Origin of the sequence: Pseudomonas sp. M5 (assembly GCF_016907075.1) — a bacterium.
Classification (GTDB): domain Bacteria; phylum Pseudomonadota; class Gammaproteobacteria; order Pseudomonadales; family Pseudomonadaceae; genus Aquipseudomonas; species Aquipseudomonas putida_E.
In genome coordinates, this window is sequence record NZ_JAFBBH010000001.1 from 4190368 (window position 1) to 4206729 (window position 16362).

Sequence of the window (16362 nt, forward strand, 5' to 3'; positions counted from 1 at the left end):
AAGCAATGAAAGTCTTATTTCTGGTGCAGAAGGAACAGCGGGCGATCCTCGATCGCCTGTACGACGGCGTCGCGGCCAACTGTGAGTGCGACCTGCGCTGGTTGACCAGCGATGACCAGCGCAACCTGCGCCGTTATTTCAAACGTGAAGTGCAGGTCGAGCGCTATGACCGCATCGTCTTCTTCCTGCGCTTCAAGCAGGAGATACGCCAGGCGGCGTTCATCCGTACCGTGCCGAACCTGGTGATCCTCGAGCATGATGCCTACCAGAACTACATCCCCTGCAAGTACACCGGCAAGTTCAGTGCGCATTACCGCAAGCTGCCGTGGGCACGGGTGATCAGTTCCGGCTACATGGTCAGTGAGCGCCTGCGCCAGGAAGGTTTCGATGCGGTGTTCGTGCCCAAGGGTTATGACGAGCGCCTGCTCACGGACCAAGGGCTTGAGCGTGATATCGAGCTGGCGTTCGTCGGCAGTACCAACAGTGTTGCCTACAGCGGGCGCAAGGCGTTGCTGGATGAGCTGGGGCGGGTGGAAAACCTGGTGGTGACCCGCACCAAATCAGGCGAAGACTATTGCAACACCCTCAACCGGATCCGTTTCTTCGTCAGTGCCGATGTGGGCATGGGCGAGTACATGATCAAGAACTTCGAGGCCATGGCCTGCGGCTGCGTGTTGCTGGCGTTCGACCAAGGGGCAGAAGAAAATAGCGCCCTGGGCCTGCAGGATATGCACAACGTGGTGTTATACGACAGCATTCCGACGCTCCAGGCGAAGCTGAGCACCCTGCGCGCCGATCCGGGCCTGGCGCAGCAAATTGCGGAAAATGGGCGGGACCTGGCGGTTTCCCGCTTCAGTTTCGCTGAAGTTGGCCGTAGCATCGTCGACCATATGCGCCCGGCACTCAGGCCGCACCCGCCCTTGTCCGCCTGGCAGAGGCTGCGGTTGACGCTGGGCATTTAATCTAAAGAGCTTTCGTGGCCAGGGAGTGGCTACGCAAAGTCTGTTGTCGCAACGCGGAGGGAGTCCGGTGCGCTTTTCAAATGATAGTGATGTCACGCTTGTCGTGACCAGCTGCGGTCGGTTCGATCTGCTCAAGGAAACCCTTGAGAGCTTCGATCGCTACAACACAGCGCCCATTCGCGAGGTCTTCATTACCGAGGACTCCGGTGACGACGCTGTTCACGGTGCCGTACCCGAGCACTGGAAACCCCACTGCACGGTGTTCGTCAACCGCCCCAAGCTTGGGCAGCTGGCGTCGATCGACCTGGCGTACAGCCATGTGAAGACGGCTTACATCTTCCATTGCGAGGACGACTGGCGCTTCTATCGCCAGGCCTTCGTCGAAGACTCCAAGGCGATCCTCGAGGTCAGCCCCGATGTGCTGCAAGTCTGGTTGCGCAGCCACGCCCATGACTTGTCGATCCACAGCCCTTACATTCATCTGGGGGATCGCCAGGTGATCGCCGGCGTGCCGTGCTATCCATTGCACTCCGAGAAAGCCGAATGGCAGGCCTTTTCCCTCAACCCGGGCTTGCGTCGGCTGAGCGATTATCAGCGCTGTGCGCCATTTGCCGCCTATGCCGGCGAGAAGGCGTTGTCGCGCCGTTACGCGGAGTTGAAACTGACAGCGGTGACCCTGGAGGGTGACGCGGTACTGCACACAGGCTTTGGCAGCCACGTCACCGTGCCTGAAGAAGTGCACCGCAAGGCCAAGCGGCGTAATCGCGACCGGGTCAAGCTCGCATTGACGCTGGTGATCGGTGCCTTGGCAGGTATGGGTATATCCATCTTCGTGCACTGACACCGCGCCTGGCAGGTTTTTTCAACGGCCTGCCAGGCGCTGCCGGGCTGATGTTCAACGCGCCAGCAGGGCCGCTTGGAAATCGGCGAGGGGGAAGCGGTCGCCCAGTTTCTCGCGTGCGATGTAACTCACCATATGTTGCACGTTGCGTCGAACCATACGGGCAGACAGCGGCGGGCGCAGGAAGCGCATGTCCGCAACGTCGATCAGGCCCAGCTGCTGGTCGGGCGTGACCACCACATTGCCCAGGTGCAGCGAGCGGAAGTACACGCCGCTACGGTGCAACTGGCGGATCAGGGTGATCAGGCGGGGCAGGTAGATGTCCCAGCTGAAGCCTTCGTCCCGCGACATCTGCAGCAGCGTGCGCCCCGGCAATGGCCGGTACAGCACCGCTGTTCTGCCCGGCAGGTCGAGCTTGTGCTGGCTGATTACCTCGAGCGTAGGGATGCCCAGCTGCGCAAGGCGCGCAGCGTTGTCCACGAAGCGCTGGGAGTAGGGGCGCAGCAGCGCAGATGAAATCAGACGCTTGCGCCGAAAAACCTTGAGGAAGTTACCATCCTCAAGCAGGTAGACTTTGGCGCCATGGCTGTCCGCCTCCAGTATCTGGGCGCCAAGTGTCAGCTGATCGAAGTCGACCTGGGTGAGCCGAGAGCATTGCATGAGTTGAGCCTTGTCGTCTGGCGAGCAAAATGACCGGCAATAATGCCGAAAATAATCCTCCAGCACCACGTTGGTCTCTTTTGACTGACCAGGGGGGGCTCATACCGTACGAAAAAAACCGGGCGCCGGCCTTGTGGGCCGCCGGCCTGGCATGTTGTTGCCTCGCAGGCGTGCCGAAAATGACGCCTGTGGTAAAATTTCCGGTTCAACCTGAACAGCGAGCTCGATGATGGCCGAAACACCGCTACCGGCGGAGCACACCTCCAGCCTGAAGATCTACTTCCGGTTGCTGAGCTACGTGAAACCCTATATCGGCATTTTCCTGCTGAGTATTATCGGTTTCGTGATCTTTGCCTCGACCCAGCCAATGCTGGCCGGGATCCTCAAGTACTTTGTCGATGGCCTGAGCAACCCCGAAGCGGTGTTGTTCCCCAACGTGCCCTACTTGCGCGACCTGCAATTGCTGCAGGCGGTACCGCTGCTGATCATCCTGATCGCCGCATGGCAGGGCCTGGGTTCGTTCCTCGGCAACTATTTCCTGGCCAAGGTTTCCCTTTCCCTGGTGCATGACCTGCGCGTGGAGTTGTTCAACAAGCTGCTGGTACTGCCCAACCGCTATTTCGACAATCACAACTCCGGGCACCTGATTTCACGCATCACCTTCAACGTGACCATGGTAACGGGGGCCGCCACCGATGCAATCAAGGTGGTGATCCGTGAAGGCCTGACCGTGGTGTTCCTGTTTGCCTACCTGCTTTGGATGAACTGGCACCTGACCCTGGTAATGGTCGCCATCCTGCCGGTGATCGCGGTAATGGTCAGCGTCGCCAGCAAGAAATTCCGTAAACAGAGCAAGAAGATCCAGGTGGCGATGGGCGACGTGACCCACGTAGCTTCCGAAACCATCCAGGGCTACCGTGTGGTGCGCAGCTTCGGCGGCGAGGCTTACGAGCAGCAGCGCTTTGGCCGTGCCAGCCAGAGCAACACCGACAAACAGCTGCGCATGACCAAGACAGGCGCCCTGTACACGCCGATGCTGCAACTGGTGATCTACAGCGCCATGGCCGCGTTGATGTTCCTGGTGCTGTTCCTGCGGGGCGACTCGACCGCCGGTGATCTGGTGGCCTACATCACTGCTGCGGGCTTGCTGCCAAAGCCGATCCGCCAGCTTTCTGAGGTCAGCTCGACCATCCAGAAAGGCCTTGCCGGTGCTGAAAGCATCTTCGAGCAGCTCGACGAGCAGCCCGAGATCGACCGCGGTACGATCGAGAAGGAGCGGGTGGCCGGTCGCCTCGAAGTACGCAACCTGAGCTTCACCTACCCAGGTACCGATCGCGAAGTGCTGAGCGACATCAGCTTTACCGCCGAGCCTGGGCAGATGATTGCGCTGGTCGGGCGCTCTGGTAGCGGCAAGTCGACCCTGGCGGCGCTGATCCCGCGCTTCTATCACCACGATCAGGGGCAGATTCTGCTCGATGGCGTGGAGATCGAAGACTACCGCCTGCGCAACCTGCGCCGGCACGTTTCGCAGGTGACCCAGCATGTGACCCTGTTCAACGACACAGTGGCCAACAACATTGCCTACGGCGACCTGGCCGGCGCGCCGCGCGCAGACATCGAAGCTGCGGCTGCCGATGCCTATGCCAAGGAGTTCGTCGACCAGCTGCCCAAGGGCTTTGACACCGACGTTGGTGAAAACGGCGTGCTGCTGTCCGGTGGCCAGCGCCAGCGCCTGGCGATTGCCCGGGCCCTGTTGAAGAACGCGCCGCTGCTGATCCTCGACGAAGCGACTTCGGCACTGGACACGGAGTCCGAGCGGCATATCCAGGCTGCCCTGGACCATGTCATGCAGGGCCGCACCACGCTGGTGATCGCGCACCGCCTGTCGACCATCGAAAAAGCCGACCAGATCCTGGTGATGGACCAGGGCCGCCTGGTGGAGCGCGGTACCCATGCCGAGCTGCTGGCAGCCAATGGCTATTATGCCCGCTTGCACGCCATGGGGCTGGACGAGCCGGCGAAGGCCGATATCACCTGAGTTGCCCTTGATCGGGGCCGTACGGCCCCGATTGTCACCGGAATTTTCCAGGGCCCGATCTGGCCGTAAAGCCGTCGCCTACCCTGTGCTAATATCCTGCCCCTGTTCATTATTTTCATATGGGTTGCCCATGAAGTTGTCCATGCCGCGTTTCGATCAAGCCCCGGTATTGGTGGTCGGCGATGTCATGCTGGACCGCTACTGGCATGGCGGTACTTCGCGTATCTCGCCTGAAGCGCCAGTGCCGGTGGTCAAGGTCGATCAGATCGAGGATCGCCCCGGCGGCGCGGCCAACGTTGCGTTGAACATCGCCGCCCTCGGTGCCCCGGCGGCACTGATCGGCGTTACCGGCCAGGATGAGGCCGCCGACAGCCTGGCCAACAGCCTGCAGGCTGCGGGGGTGCGTTCGGTGTTCCAGCGCATTGCGCACCAGCCGACCATCGTCAAGCTGCGGGTCATGAGCCGTCACCAGCAGCTGTTGCGCATCGATTTCGAAGAGCCGTTCGCCACTGACCCGCTGTCGCTGGGCGCCGAAGTCGAGAGCCTGCTCGAGGGTGTCAAGGTGCTGGTGTTGTCCGACTACGGCAAAGGCGCACTGAAAAATCATCAGAGCCTGATCGAGGCCGCACGTGCCAAGGGTATTCCGGTACTGGCCGACCCCAAGGGCAAGGACTTCTCCATCTACCGCGGTGCCAGCCTGATCACGCCGAACCTCAGCGAGTTCGAGACCATTGTCGGCCGCTGCGCCGATGAGGCCGAACTGGTCGCCAAGGGCCTGCAGCTGCTGCTGGACCTTGACCTGGGCGCGTTGCTGGTGACCCGTGGCGAGCACGGCATGACCCTGCTGCGCACCGGCCAGCCGGCGCTGCACCTGCCGGCCCGTGCCCGCGAAGTGTTCGATGTGACCGGCGCTGGCGATACCGTGATTTCCACCCTGGCTGCGGCCATCGCGGCCGGTGAAGACCTGCCCCACGCGGTCGCCCTGGCCAACCTTGCGGCTGGCATCGTGGTTGGCAAACTGGGTACTGCAGCGATCAGCGCACCTGAGCTGCGTCGCGCGATCCAGCGCGAGGAAGGTTCCGAGCGTGGCGTGCTGGGCCTGGAGCAATTGCTGCTGGCCATCGACGATGCGCGTGCGCACAACGAGAAGATCGTGTTCACCAATGGTTGTTTCGACATCCTGCATGCAGGGCATGTGACGTACCTCGAGCAGGCGCGTGCCCAGGGTGATCGTCTTATCGTCGCGGTCAACGACGATGCCTCGGTAAGCCGCCTGAAGGGCCCTGGCCGCCCGATCAACAGTGTCGATCGGCGCATGGCCGTGCTGGCTGGGCTGGGCGCGGTGGACTGGGTCATCAGCTTCCCTGAAGGTACGCCGGAGAACCTGCTGAGCCAGGTGAAACCGGATGTGCTGGTCAAGGGCGGTGACTACGGTATCGACCAGGTGGTGGGTGCCGATATCGTCAAGGGCTACGGCGGCACCGTGAAGGTGTTGGGCTTGGTCGAGAACAGCTCGACGACCGCGATAGTCGAAAAAATCCGCAAGAACTGATGTGCCCGGGGCCGTAAGGCGGCCCCGGATATTCATTTGTTCAGCGAGGTGCGCGCGCGCTCCAGCAGTGCCCGCGCCTTGTCGCCAAAGCGTCGCAGGTGTGAAGCCTTTGCGGTTTTGCGCTCCACCAGCCCCTGCTGCTTTACCCAATCCTTCCAGCGTATCCGCTCGTCCGCGACCACCCACCCGTCCTGCCGGGCAAAGCTCTCCGCCAGGTACAGCCCGCGGGTACTGGCCGGCACCAGTTCATCTTTCCTCAATGTATACAGCTCGGCCTGCGGCTGACCGTCCTGCACCGGCATCAGGTACAGGTCGGGCCGTTTACGGTTGAGCCGGGCGACCAGCTGATCACCTTCAAGGCGTTCATCGACATGGAACAGGCTCAGCTTCTTGGCGTCCCTGGGTACTTGCAGGCGCATGTCGTAGATCAGTTGCAGCGATGCCGTAGGCAGGTGCACGTAGGCCCGTGGGCGCTCCAGCAACATCAGGTTGCCGCAATGCACCGGCCGGGCGGCACCCGATTCCGGCGTCAGCACGAACGGCAGCGCTTCCCGGTAGTGCAGGGCAGCAGCGTAAGGTGCAGGTAGCCAGGTGTCGTTGAAGCGACCACCCAGCCAGCCTTCCGGCGTTTCCAGCAGGCACTCTTCCGCCACTTCCTGTACCGCGGTGTGCAGCGGCAGGTTGAGCTCCTGAGCCGGGACATACCCTGAAATCAATTTAAGCACCACGTCGCCCCGGTCCTGGCGGCGCTGACGCACCAGTACCCAGTAGTCGCGGTTCTGCCAGTGCAGGGTCAGGCGTACCGATACACCCAGGTTGGCCAGTTCAGCTACGAAACGCTGGTTATCGGGTAGCTGGATGGCCCGGCGCCGTTGTTGGGTCTGGGCGAAGTTCACCGGCATGCCGATGCTCTGGTAGACCAGGCTCTCGGAGGTGGCTTCGACATGCAATGGCAGTGTTTTGAAGTTGCTCGGGTTCTTGCGAATCAGCGTACGCGGCACGAGGCTCCTCCTTGCGTCGGGTCAGTCTCCAGGCCCGGGGTGGGGACAACTCAATGCTGGCCCAAAATGCGGGCGACCGTGGCCACGTTGTGGGCCAGGTGCAACGGGTTGATGGTGCCGACGATAGCACTGCTGACGCCAGGGTGGGCGAACAGCAGTTCGAAACTGGCGTGTACCGGGTCGACACCAGGTGCGAGGCAGACATGCCCACTGGCCAAGGCCTTCTTCACCAGAATGGCTTTGCCGTGCTCGGCAGCGTAGTCCAGTACCGGTCGTTCTGCCTGCTCGTTGAGGTTGAAGGTGACCATGGCACAGTCGCCCTGCTCGAGTGCCTTCAGCCCGCCGGCGACAGTTTTGCCCGACAGGCCGTAGCCGAGGATCTTGCCCTCTTGCTTGAGGGCTGCGAGGGTCTGGTAGACCTCTTGCTGCTCGAGAATCTCCAGGTCGTTGCCATCGGAGTGCACCAGCACCAGTTCGATACGGTCGGTTTCCAGCCGGCGCAGGCTGCGTTCGACCGAAAGACGGGTGTGGGCTGCACTGAAGTCGAAGCGCGACAGGCCGTTTTCGAACTCTTCGCCAACCTTGCTGACGATCACCCATTCATCGCGCTGGCCGCGCAGCAGCGGCCCCAGGCGCTCTTCGCTGCGGCCATAGGCCGGTGCCGTGTCGATCAGGTTGATACCCAGTTCGCGCGCCTGGGCCAGCAGCAGGCGCGCTTCGTCATCGCCGGGGATCGTGAACCCGGTGGGGTACTTCACGCCTTGGTCGCGGCCAAGCTTGACCGTGCCCAGGCCCAGAGGGGACACCTTCAAGCCTGTGCTGCCCAGCGGGCGGTAGAAGTCGTGCAGGGTCGGCAAGGTCATGGCAGCAGTTGCTCCCAGGCGGGCACGCCGAGTGGCGGGCGTGGCAGCCCTGCAAGCTCGGCCTGGGCGCTTGGGCGGATGCCGTCACGTTCCAGGCTGGCCAGCACACGGTCACTGAAGTCGGGCGCCAGGGCAAGTTTGGTCGGCCAGCCCACCAGTAGGCGCTGCTGGTCGGCGAGGAACGCGTTGTCGGGCCGCACCAGGCCCGATTGTGCAGGCTCTGCGCGGTCGACCCGCAGCGTGGCCCAGCGGACCAGGCGTTGATCTACCCACGGCAAGAGCTGGCTGACTTCCTTCTGGGCTGCGGCAATCTGTGCCGCCGTGTCGCGTGCTACGCCATCGGCTTCAGCCAGGTCGCCGCCCAGGTACCAGACCCATTGGCCATCGGCTGCGGGGTGGGTGGTGATGGTGACGCGCGGCTTGGGGCCGCCGCCCAGGCAGTGGGCATACAGTGGTTTGAGGTTAGGGCCTTTGGCCATGACCATATGCAGCGGCCGTGTTTGCATGGCCGGTTGCTCAAGGCCCAGGGCGTGAAGCAGGCCCTCGGTGCCCGCGCCAGCACTGAGCACGATGCGCTGGGCCCGTATTTCACGGCCGTCCACGCGCAGGCCAACCAGTGAATCACCTTCACGCAGGGGCTCGATGTGCTCACCGGCGAGCAAGGAGTCGCCAGCCAGTTCAGCCAGGTTGGCCAGCAGGCTGGGGACATCGATCACCAGTTCGGCCAAGCGATACACCTTGCCTTTGAAGGCGCGGTCCTGCAGTGCGGGAGGCAACTGGTCCCCCTTGACCTGGTCAACCCGGCCGCGCACGGCTTTGCTGGCGAAGAAGCTGGTGAGGTTGCCGGCCAGGGTGCCGGGCGACCACAGGTAGTGGGCGTCGGAAAGCAGGCGGGTGCGGCTCAGGTCCAGTTCGCCGCTGCCGGCCACGGCTTCGCGCCAGCGCCGTGGCATGTCGGCGATGGCTTCCGAGGCCCCCGTCAACGCACCGTGCAGGGCGTACTTGGTACCGCCATGGATGATGCCCTGGGACTTGATGGTCTGTTCGCCGCCAAGGCTGGCGCGCTCCACCAGCACTGTCGAGTAACCCAGGCGGCGCAGGCGGGCATTGAGCCACAGGCCTGCGACCCCGGCGCCGACGATGAGCACGTCAGTGGAAATGGCGGATGGCATGGCGGTACCTCGAAGTCTGGGACAGCTGGCAAGTATACAGGCTATGCCTGGCTTGGCTCATCGCCGACAGGCCCCATCAATGCCCGGCAGTCTTGGAGAACAACTGGATCACCACCACGCCGCCAACGATCATCGCCATCCCCAGCATCGCCGGCACATCGAGTTTCTGCCCATAGATCACCAGCGCCGCCACGCTGATCAGCACAATCCCAAGCCCCGACCAGATCGCATAGGCGATACCCACCGGAATGCTGCGCACCACCAGCGTCAGCATCCAGAACGCGATGGCATAGCCGACCACCATCAGCAGCAGGGGCAATGGCGTGCTCAGGCCTTTCACAGCCTTCATGGAGGCTGTGGCGATGACTTCGGCGACAATGGCGATGGCGAGGTAGGTGTAGGCGTTCATGGTTCGTTCCTCCGGTTCTGGGCGGGCATTCTAGAGTGTCCCTGAATGCGGTAAAGTCATTACCTATCACTCTGGGAGATAGGTTGATGGCCGAAAAGTGGAGCCTCGAGCAGTTGCGTACCTTTGTACGCGTCGTCGAACTGCGCTCGTTTTCTGCCGTCGCCCGCGAGCAGCGCAAAGCGCAGTCCGCCGTCAGCAATGCCATTGCAATGCTCGAAGCGGACCTCGGCGTCACTTTGTTCGAGCGCAGCAGCGGCCGTCAGCCCGGGCTAACCGAAAACGGTACCGCGCTGCTGGAGGATGCCCGCGAACTGCTGCGCCAGTGCGAGCGGCTCGATGGCCGCGCTCTGGCCCTGATGCGTGGCCAGGAAGCCTTGTTGCGGGTGGCCCAGGATGAAGCCATGCCTTATCAACCTGTGATCGACAGCCTCGACGAACTGGCCAGTCATTACCCTTTTCTGGAAGTGCAACTGGCCAGCGGTGCCCAAGGTGATGTAGCGCGCAAGCTGGTGGAGCGACGTGCAGACCTGGGTTTGTTTTTCCACCATGAAAGCATGCCTGCCTCACTGGAGCGGCGTGCCCTGGGTAGCGTGGAGATGGTCACGGTGTGCGCGGTGGATCATCCATTGGCGCGTGAAAGCCGCGTCACACGCCAGCAGCTGGCACGTTACCGCCAGTTGCTGATCGCCCCGCAGCAAAGTGGCTACCCCGGCGGCGAAGCGATCAGCCCGCAGGTATGGCGCGCCGACAGCTTCTACGCCATGGCCGAGCTGTTGATGCGAGGGCTGGGCTGGGCGTGGCTGCCACGCCATGTGGTGCAATACCCGACCTACCAGGCGCACATGGTCGAGCTGGCCAGCGAATGGCGGCCCCCGGCCTTGGTCGTCGAACTGGCCTGGCGCCGTGACGAACCGCTGGGGCCCGCCGCGCAATGGCTGGCCGAGCGCTTTGCGGTGCACTTGCGCGCGATCGGGTAAACTTCGCCGCCATGAACAGAACTCTCTATACCCTGTTGTTCCACCTGGGCCTGCCGCTGGTCGCGCTGCGCCTTTACCTGCGTGCCCGCAAGGCCCCGGCCTACGGCCAGCGTATCGGCGAACGTTTCGCCCGCAACCTGCCGGCGATGCGCCAGGGTGGCATCTGGGTACATGCCGTATCGGTAGGTGAAAGCATTGCCGCCGCGCCCCTGGTGCGAGCCTTGCTCAAGGCCTACCCGGACCTGCCGGTCACGCTCACCTGCATGACCCCCACCGGCTCAGAGCGCATTCGCGCGCTGTTCGCCGATGAACCACGCATCCAGCATTGCTACCTGCCTTATGACCTGCCGTGGGCGGCGGGGCGTTTTCTCGACCATGTGCGCCCGCGGCTGGGCATCATCATGGAAACCGAGCTGTGGCCCAACCACATTCACCAATGCGCCAAGCGTGGCATTCCGGTTGCGCTGGCCAATGCTCGGTTGTCCGAGCGTTCCGCTCGTGGCTACGCGCGTTTCGCCAAACTGACCCGGCCGATGCTCGCCGAGATGAACCTGATTGCAGTGCAGACCGAAACCGAGGCGCAACGCTTCCGCGACTTGGGTGCGCGTCCTGAGTGCGTGCAGGTCACAGGTTCGATCAAGTTCGACCTGAAGGTCGATGACCAGCTTTTGCCGCGTGCCAGGGTACTGCGTGAACAGTGGGGCGCAAGCGAGCGGCCGGTGTGGATTGCGGCCAGTACCCATGAGGGTGAGGACGCGCTGATCCTGCAGGCTCATCAGCAGTTGCTGCAGGCGCATGGCGACGCGCTGCTGATCCTGGTGCCGCGCCACCCCGAGCGTTTCGATGCAGTGCATGCCTTGTGCTGCGGGCAGTTCGCTACCGTGCGCCGTTCTGCCGGTGCGGCGGTCGATGGCCAGACCCGCGTGCTGCTCGGCGATACCATGGGCGAGCTGCTGTTCCTCTACGCACTGGCCGACATCGCTTTCGTTGGCGGTAGCCTGGTCGCCACTGGCGGCCACAACCCTCTGGAGCCGGCAGCGCTGGCACTGCCGGTGATCATGGGGCCGCATGTGTTCAACTTCCTCGAAATCAGCGCGATGTTGCGTGATGCCGGGGCGTTGCAGCAGGTGGACGATGCCCAAGGGTTGGCACAGGCAGTGCGGCAGTTGATCGAATTGCCGCAGGATGCCCGGCGCATGGGTGAGGCGGGCAGGGCGGTGATGCAGGCCAATCAGGGGGCCTTGCAGCGGTTGCTGGATGGGCTGGCGCGGTTGATCCGCTGAGCCGCATGACGGTTAGTGAGCCCCCTGCGGCCCTGTTCATCTCTAGTAGAAAAGCCGCGGCTCGGACGAATCCAGCAAGCTGGCGAGTTTGGTCAGGGCAAAGCTCAGCTCGGCACGGCTTGGCGTCATCAGGGCGATGCGCACGCCACAGCTGGCTGGGCTGCGCTCAGGCAGGAACTGGCTGCCGCTGACCACGGTTACGCCATTGTTGCGCGCCAGGTTGGCGAACTCATCGCTGGTCCATGGCTCAGGGAGTTCCAGCCAGATATGGAAGCTGTTGGGCTGGCTGCGCACCTTGTACCTGCCAAGGATTTCCTGGGCCATCAACTGGCGTGCGGCGGCTTCTTCCTGCTGCACCCGCACCAACTGCTCGGCCATGCCGCTGTTGATCAGGTTGCTGGCCAGCTGAGCCATCAGCGGGGAGGGCATCCAGACGCTGCTGCGCACCATAGACGACAACCGTGACAGCGTTTGTGGCGGCGCGTAGAGGTAGCCGATACGCAGGGCCGGCAGCACGCTCTTGGACAGGCTGGTCAGGTACACCGAGCGCTCAGGTGCATAGGCGGCCAAGGGCTTGTAGTCAGGCGCCGGTTCGAGGAAGCCGTAGATATCGTCATCCACGATGAACAGGTCGAACTCGCGGGCAATCTGGGCGATAGCCTCGCGACGCGCGTGCGGCATTACCGAGTTGGTCGGGTTCTGGTGAGTGGTCACACATACCAGCAGCGAGGGGCGGTGCTCCAGGCAGGCGGCCCGCAAGGCCTCGGGCATCAGGCCGTGCTCGTCCATGGCTACCCCGCGCAAGCGGCGGCCCATGCTGTGGGCAAGGGAAATGATGCCGGGGTAGCAGAGCGACTCGCAGAGGATCACATCATCGCTTTTCGACAGGCTGCTGATCGCTACCAGCAGGCCATGCTGGGCGCCGGAGGTCAGCACCACCTGTTGCGCGCGAGCTTCGGGCAACCAGCGCTGAATCCATGTGGCGCCAGCCTGCTTGTGCGTCGCATGGCCACCGTCGGTAACGTAGTCGAGCACTTGGTCAAGGTCGGGGGAAGCCGCCAGCTCGGTGATCGCTCCGCGCAGCCAGTCGGCCATGTGCGCATCGTTGGGCTTGATGATCGAAAGGTCGATCTGGCCGCTTTCATGCTTGAGCGGTGCGGGCCGCGAGAATGCGGTGGGGGTAGGCGCCGGTCGTTGCTGCAGGACGAAAGTACCGCGGCCAACCTCGCCCACCACCAAGCCCCGCTTGGCGGCTTCGTCATAGGCTCGGCCAATGGTGCCAGGCGTCACGTGCAATGACTCGGCAAGATCCTTGAGTGTTGGCAGGCGGTCGCCAGGCGCCAGCCGGCCGTTGCCTATGTCCTGTTCAAGAGCATCGGCAATCATCAGGTAGACCGGCTGCGCCAGGTCGCTGTAGTGAGGAACCCACATGGAAATGGCACCAGAATCTGCAAGAACGCGGAAGCCTAGCACGAAAGGCAAGATCGGAGTAATCGCGTTTTTTGTATGTGAATTGCCTCTATTGATATGACTTGAAGGCTTGTCGCAGCGGGTCCTCCCTACACAACGGGAGCGCAAGCGTGAGCGCGATCAATCCACGTTCAGAAGAAATCTTTTGAAATCAATAAGTTGATTGATTCGATTCAATGCTGATGGCAATCGGCCCATGAAATAAATTGAATCGATTCTATTTTTTGTAATTACAATGATTGAGTCGGTGCAATGTGGTGGTGCCTGGAGCAGCACCCCTCGTTCGCATCGCTTAGCTGTGAACGGTTTCAAAAAAAGACAATGACTGCCGCCTCTGCCCGGCATGGCACGACACCGAATGGCCAATGGAATAGCACTCGAAATGGAAAGCGCATACCTGCAACAAGCAGCCGAGCCTCAGACTTCACTGGAGATCCGCCTGCCCTGGGTTGTCTCCAGTGCCTGGCAAACCTTGCTGAGCAACACCCCGCTCGATTTCGAAACCAGCAAAGAGCTTTATCCGCAACTCAAGGAGCAGGCGCAGGAGGTCTTGGGCAAAGCGCTGTGCCAGCAAATCCGGGGGTTCGTTGAAGATCCGCAACTGACCAGCATGATCGTGCGTAATTGCCCGCGCGATCGCGATGTGCCTCCTACCCCTTACTCCGGTGTGCTCAGCCCACGCAGCACGCCGATTGCCTGCCTGGTCAGCCTGACCATGCAGAACCTGATGGGCATCAACCCGGTTGTCTACGAGGGTGAAAATGACGGTCGGCTGTTTCGCCATGTCATCCCGGCCCGTACTTCATCCAGCCACAAGAGCTCGCATGGCTCACGGCTGCGATTTTCCTATCACGTAGACAATCCCGACCTGCCATTGTCTTCCGAGCCGCTGGGTACGGTTTCCTGCTGCCCGGAATACCTGTCGTTCTTCGGCATGCGCTGTGATCCACGTATCAGCACCACCTTGGTCAACCTGGATGCTGTGATCGCGTCGCTGCCCTTGGCTACCGTGCGCGAACTGTGCGAAGCGCAATTCGAAATCCGCCGCCCCGACTCGTTCACCGGTAACCGCCGCTGCACCGCCGAGCTGCCGGTGCTGGTGCGTGGCCATTCAGGCGAGTGGTTGTGCCGCTTCGACAGCGAGAACACCCACGGGCTGAACCTGCGCGCCGAGCAGGCCCTGGCCACCCTGCGCGGCTTGCTGGAAACCCGGCGTTTCGATGAGCCACACCTGCTGCTGCCAGGCGATTTCATGATCTTCAAGAACCAGCGCGTGCTGCATGCCCGCGATGGCTTCGAGCCGCAGAACGACGGCGCTGACCGTTGGCTGCTGCGGGTGTTCGCGGTCAACGACCTGAACCGGGTGCGCTTCGCCCGGGCCGACCACCTTTACGAAGTGCTCTCCTGATTTCTTTTCATTTTTCGACGGAATTACTGCTATGGAACTGTTAGGCGCTTACTGGGCAGAACACTGGCTGCTGGCGATCCTGCTGCTGGGCGCCATTGCCTTTGTCGCAGGCTTTGTGGACAGCATTGCCGGGGGTGGCGGGTTGTTCCTGGTACCAGGGTTTCTGCTGGTGGGCATGCCGCCTCAGGTAGCCCTGGGGCAGGAAAAACTGGTCAGTACGCTGGGCACGCTGGCTGCCATCCGCAATTTCCTGGCCAACAGCAAGATGGTCTGGCAGGTGGCACTGGTCGGCGTGCCGTTCTCACTGCTCGGCGCCTACCTGGGGGCGCACCTGATCGTGTCGATCTCTCAGGAAACCGTAGGCAAGATCATTCTGGCGTTGATCCCTTTCGGCATCCTGATCTTCCTCACCCCCAAAGACCGCCCGATAGAGGAGCGAGAGCTGTCGGCGCGGATGCTCTACACCGTCGTGCCGGTGACCTGCCTGGCCATCGGTTTTTACGACGGCTTCTTCGGCCCAGGCACTGGCAGCATGTTCATCATCGCCTTCCACTACCTGCTGCGCATGGACCTGGTTTCCAGTTCGGCCAACTCCAAGACCTTCAACTTCGCCTCCAACATCGGTGCGCTGGTCGCATTCATCATGGCCGGCAAGGTGGTCTACCTGCTGGCGCTGCCGCTGGTGGCCTGCAACATCCTCGGCAATCACATGGGCAGTGCACTGGCGCTGCGCAAAGGCAACGACGTGGTGCGCAAGGCGCTGGTGTTCTCGATGCTGTGCCTGTTCACCAGCCTTGGCGTGAAGTACCTGGTCTGACATTACCTTCTGGGAGACAAACCTGATGAAAACTGCATTCGTAACCGGCGCCTCCTCAGGCTTTGGCCGGGCCATATGCCGCACCCTGGTTGCCAAGGGCTATCGCGTGATCGGTGGCGCCCGCCGTATGGACAAGTTGCAGGCCCTGGAGCATGAACTTGGCGACAACTTCATTCCACTGGCGCTGGATGTGACTGATATGCAGTCGGTCAGCGCAGCGGTGGCGCAGATCAACGAAGCTGCGCCGGGCATCGATGTGCTGGTCAACAACGCAGGGTTGGCGCTGGGTATCGAGCGGGCCCAGGCCTGCAGCGCCGAGAACTGGCAGCGCATGATAGACACCAACATCACCGGCCTGGCCATGGTCACCCATGCGGTATTGCCGCAGATGGTCCGGGCCGACAGCGGCATGATCATCAACATTGGTTCGATTGCCGGCACTTATCCCTACCCGGGCGGCAACGTTTATGGCGCGAGCAAGGCGTTCGTGCGTCAGTTCAGCCTGAACCTGCGCGCCGATCTGGCGGGGACCCGCGTGCGAGTCAGCAACATCGAACCTGGGCTGTGTTCCGGGACCGATTTTTCGGTGGTGCGCCTGAACGGCGACCTGAATGCAGTGGATGCGTTGTACCGTGATGTGCAGGCGATTTTGCCCGAGGACATTGCTGCCACGGTTGCGTGGATCGCTGAACAGCCGCCACACGTAAACATCAACACGCTCGAAATCATGCCAGTGGCGCAGAGCAGCGCGGCCTTGAATGTGGCGCGCAATCTGCCGCCTTGCTGACCGGGGTCAATCGCACTTTTGGCATTCTTGGCTAGTCTTAACGGTTGGCGGCATCACTTTGCCGCCATCGTGATGACCCGAGGCGCCGGCAATGCCCCGAGCGCCCGAAACCTGATCAGGAG

General features: G+C 62.3%; 15 protein-coding genes. 9 read left to right on the forward strand and 6 right to left on the reverse strand.

The window, feature by feature from the left end; genetic code table 11:
• The first annotated feature begins 5 nt into the window (after positions 1-5).
• Together JOE27_RS19050 and JOE27_RS19055 are read left to right on the forward strand one after the other, a co-directional pair.
• Complete coding sequence (locus JOE27_RS19050) at positions 6-962, forward strand: glycosyltransferase (protein ID WP_115273450.1); 957 nt, start codon at positions 6-8, stop codon at positions 960-962.
• A 67-nt stretch (positions 963-1029) separates the two neighbouring features.
• Positions 1030-1803, forward strand: coding sequence for a hypothetical protein (locus JOE27_RS19055; protein WP_046785067.1), 774 nt, complete (start codon positions 1030-1032; stop codon positions 1801-1803).
• Between the two features lie 54 nt (positions 1804-1857).
• Here JOE27_RS19055 and JOE27_RS19060 read toward each other — a convergent pair whose 3' ends face one another.
• The gene (locus tag JOE27_RS19060; protein ID WP_039603331.1) at positions 1858-2463 is read right to left on the reverse strand and encodes a hypothetical protein; all 606 of its coding nucleotides are present in this window, start codon (positions 2461-2463) and stop codon (positions 1858-1860) included.
• Between the two features lie 229 nt (positions 2464-2692).
• On the opposite strand from JOE27_RS19060, the gene msbA reads away from it, so the two are divergent.
• Positions 2693-4501 (forward strand): lipid A export permease/ATP-binding protein MsbA, encoded by a 1809-nt coding sequence (msbA, locus tag JOE27_RS19065; RefSeq protein WP_046785175.1) that lies wholly within the window; start codon positions 2693-2695, stop codon positions 4499-4501.
• Positions 4502-4631: 130 nt separating this feature from the next.
• Positions 4632-6053: a bifunctional D-glycero-beta-D-manno-heptose-7-phosphate kinase/D-glycero-beta-D-manno-heptose 1-phosphate adenylyltransferase HldE gene (gene hldE / locus JOE27_RS19070; RefSeq protein WP_039602848.1), complete on the forward strand. Its 1422-nt coding sequence runs from the start codon at positions 4632-4634 to the stop codon at positions 6051-6053.
• Between the two features lie 32 nt (positions 6054-6085).
• On the opposite strand, the gene JOE27_RS19075 is transcribed toward hldE, so the two are convergent.
• The 4 genes from JOE27_RS19075 to JOE27_RS19090 all read right to left on the reverse strand — a co-directional run bounded on the left by JOE27_RS19075 (position 6086) and on the right by JOE27_RS19090 (position 9498).
• The gene (locus tag JOE27_RS19075; protein ID WP_115273451.1) at positions 6086-7054 is read right to left on the reverse strand and encodes a metal ABC transporter ATPase; all 969 of its coding nucleotides are present in this window, start codon (positions 7052-7054) and stop codon (positions 6086-6088) included.
• A gap of 50 nt (positions 7055-7104) precedes the next feature.
• On the reverse strand, positions 7105-7917 hold the full coding sequence (locus tag JOE27_RS19080; RefSeq protein ID WP_046785069.1) for an aldo/keto reductase: 813 nt from the start codon (positions 7915-7917) through the stop codon (positions 7105-7107).
• The gene (locus JOE27_RS19085) at positions 7914-9089 is read right to left on the reverse strand and encodes an FAD-dependent oxidoreductase (RefSeq protein WP_115273452.1); all 1176 of its coding nucleotides are present in this window, start codon (positions 9087-9089) and stop codon (positions 7914-7916) included. Before JOE27_RS19085 ends, JOE27_RS19080 begins: the two co-directional genes overlap by 4 nt.
• Before the next feature lie 76 nt (positions 9090-9165).
• Positions 9166-9498 carry an SMR family transporter gene (locus JOE27_RS19090; protein WP_046785071.1) on the reverse strand — a complete coding sequence of 111 codons (333 nt, stop codon included), beginning with the start codon at positions 9496-9498 and terminating at the stop codon, positions 9166-9168.
• 86 nt (positions 9499-9584) lie between these two features.
• On the opposite strand from JOE27_RS19090, the gene JOE27_RS19095 reads away from it, so the two are divergent.
• Both JOE27_RS19095 and waaA read left to right on the forward strand, forming a co-directional pair.
• Positions 9585-10475 (forward strand): LysR family transcriptional regulator, encoded by an 891-nt coding sequence (locus JOE27_RS19095; protein WP_119688177.1) that lies wholly within the window; start codon positions 9585-9587, stop codon positions 10473-10475.
• Positions 10476-10486: 11 nt separating this feature from the next.
• On the forward strand, positions 10487-11758 hold the full coding sequence (gene waaA / locus JOE27_RS19100; protein ID WP_204919464.1) for a lipid IV(A) 3-deoxy-D-manno-octulosonic acid transferase: 1272 nt from the start codon (positions 10487-10489) through the stop codon (positions 11756-11758).
• Between the two features lie 42 nt (positions 11759-11800).
• Here waaA and JOE27_RS19105 read toward each other — a convergent pair whose 3' ends face one another.
• A complete protein-coding gene (locus tag JOE27_RS19105; protein ID WP_046785074.1) occupies positions 11801-13189 on the reverse strand; it encodes a PLP-dependent aminotransferase family protein in 1389 nt (462 codons plus the stop codon).
• Between the two features lie 421 nt (positions 13190-13610).
• Here JOE27_RS19105 and JOE27_RS19110 point away from each other — a divergent pair, with 421 nt between their 5' ends.
• The 3 genes from JOE27_RS19110 to JOE27_RS19120 are packed head-to-tail and all read left to right on the forward strand — an operon-like array spanning position 13611 to position 16240.
• The gene (locus JOE27_RS19110; protein WP_046785075.1) at positions 13611-14636 is read left to right on the forward strand and encodes a TauD/TfdA family dioxygenase; all 1026 of its coding nucleotides are present in this window, start codon (positions 13611-13613) and stop codon (positions 14634-14636) included.
• Between the two features lie 31 nt (positions 14637-14667).
• Positions 14668-15453 (forward strand): TSUP family transporter, encoded by a 786-nt coding sequence (locus JOE27_RS19115; protein ID WP_046785076.1) that lies wholly within the window; start codon positions 14668-14670, stop codon positions 15451-15453.
• A gap of 25 nt (positions 15454-15478) precedes the next feature.
• Positions 15479-16240: an SDR family NAD(P)-dependent oxidoreductase gene (locus tag JOE27_RS19120; protein WP_204919465.1), complete on the forward strand. Its 762-nt coding sequence runs from the start codon at positions 15479-15481 to the stop codon at positions 16238-16240.
• Positions 16241-16362: the final 122 nt, after the last annotated feature.

Excerpts from the sequence above, each read along its gene's own strand:
- JOE27_RS19050 (WP_115273450.1), top strand. The coding sequence starts at position 6 with ATGAAAGTCTTATTTCTGGTGCAGAAGGAACAGCGGGCGATCCTCGAT.
- hldE (WP_039602848.1), top strand. The coding sequence starts at position 4,632 with ATGAAGTTGTCCATGCCGCGTTTCGATCAAGCCCCGGTATTGGTGGTC.
- JOE27_RS19095 (WP_119688177.1), top strand. The coding sequence starts at position 9,585 with ATGGCCGAAAAGTGGAGCCTCGAGCAGTTGCGTACCTTTGTACGCGTC.
- JOE27_RS19090 (WP_046785071.1), bottom strand. The coding sequence starts at position 9,498 with ATGAACGCCTACACCTACCTCGCCATCGCCATTGTCGCCGAAGTCATC.
- JOE27_RS19110 (WP_046785075.1), top strand. The coding sequence starts at position 13,611 with ATGGAAAGCGCATACCTGCAACAAGCAGCCGAGCCTCAGACTTCACTG.
- JOE27_RS19085 (WP_115273452.1), bottom strand. The coding sequence starts at position 9,089 with ATGCCATCCGCCATTTCCACTGACGTGCTCATCGTCGGCGCCGGGGTC.
- JOE27_RS19105 (WP_046785074.1), bottom strand. The coding sequence starts at position 13,189 with ATGTGGGTTCCTCACTACAGCGACCTGGCGCAGCCGGTCTACCTGATG.
- waaA (WP_204919464.1), top strand. The coding sequence starts at position 10,487 with ATGAACAGAACTCTCTATACCCTGTTGTTCCACCTGGGCCTGCCGCTG.
- msbA (WP_046785175.1), top strand. The coding sequence starts at position 2,693 with ATGGCCGAAACACCGCTACCGGCGGAGCACACCTCCAGCCTGAAGATC.
- JOE27_RS19080 (WP_046785069.1), bottom strand. The coding sequence starts at position 7,917 with ATGACCTTGCCGACCCTGCACGACTTCTACCGCCCGCTGGGCAGCACA.
- JOE27_RS19115 (WP_046785076.1), top strand. The coding sequence starts at position 14,668 with ATGGAACTGTTAGGCGCTTACTGGGCAGAACACTGGCTGCTGGCGATC.
- JOE27_RS19120 (WP_204919465.1), top strand. The coding sequence starts at position 15,479 with ATGAAAACTGCATTCGTAACCGGCGCCTCCTCAGGCTTTGGCCGGGCC.
- JOE27_RS19060 (WP_039603331.1), bottom strand. The coding sequence starts at position 2,463 with ATGCAATGCTCTCGGCTCACCCAGGTCGACTTCGATCAGCTGACACTT.